General features: G+C 64.3%; 1 protein-coding gene. It reads right to left on the reverse strand.

Features of this window, described 5'->3' with window-relative positions:
• Positions 1-7: 7 nt before the first annotated feature.
• A partial coding sequence (locus QZH66_RS17910) for a glycosyl hydrolase family 65 protein (RefSeq protein ID WP_305807159.1) occupies positions 8-642 on the reverse strand: 635 nt, incomplete at its 5' end.

Consider the following 642-nt stretch of genomic DNA (forward strand, 5'->3'; position numbering starts at 1 on the left):
TGCATCTCTAGGCTCCAGTCTTGCGGACTTGCACGATCACCGCGTGTTCACAGCCATCGTCCATCAGCGGTAGTTCCGGGCCTGGAAGCCCGGTGCCATCAAGGCTCAGTGCCGGCCCAACATCTGGCCCGGCTGCTTGCAGCACTTGGATACGGTAGAGCGTAGTGCGATACCGATAGTTCAGTTGAAACGCGGTCCAGTGCGCCGGCAGGCACGGTCCGATGCGTAACTTGTCTGATTCGACCCGCAAGCCCAGCAGCGATTCGAGGATGAAACGCAGCATCCAGCCGGCCGACCCGGTGTACCAGGTCCAGCCGCCGCGCCCGGTGTGCGGCGCCAGCGCATACACATCCGATGCGATCACGTAGGGCTCGGTCCGGTAGAGCGCAATGGCCTGCGGCNTCAGTTGAAACGCGGTCCAGTGCGCCGGCAGGCACGGTCCGATGCGTAACTTGTCTGATTCGACCCGCAAGCCCAGCAGCGATTCGAGGATGAAACGCAGCATCCAGCCGGCCGACCCGGTGTACCAGGTCCAGCCGCCGCGCCCGGTGTGCGGCGCCAGCGCATACACATCCGATGCGATCACGTAGGGCTCGGTCCGGTAGAGCGCAATGGCCTGCGGCGAATCCGCGTGGTGGATGG

Origin of the sequence: Stenotrophomonas sp. YIM B06876, assembly GCF_030711595.1 — a bacterium.
Classification (GTDB): Bacteria; Pseudomonadota; Gammaproteobacteria; order Xanthomonadales; family Xanthomonadaceae; genus Stenotrophomonas.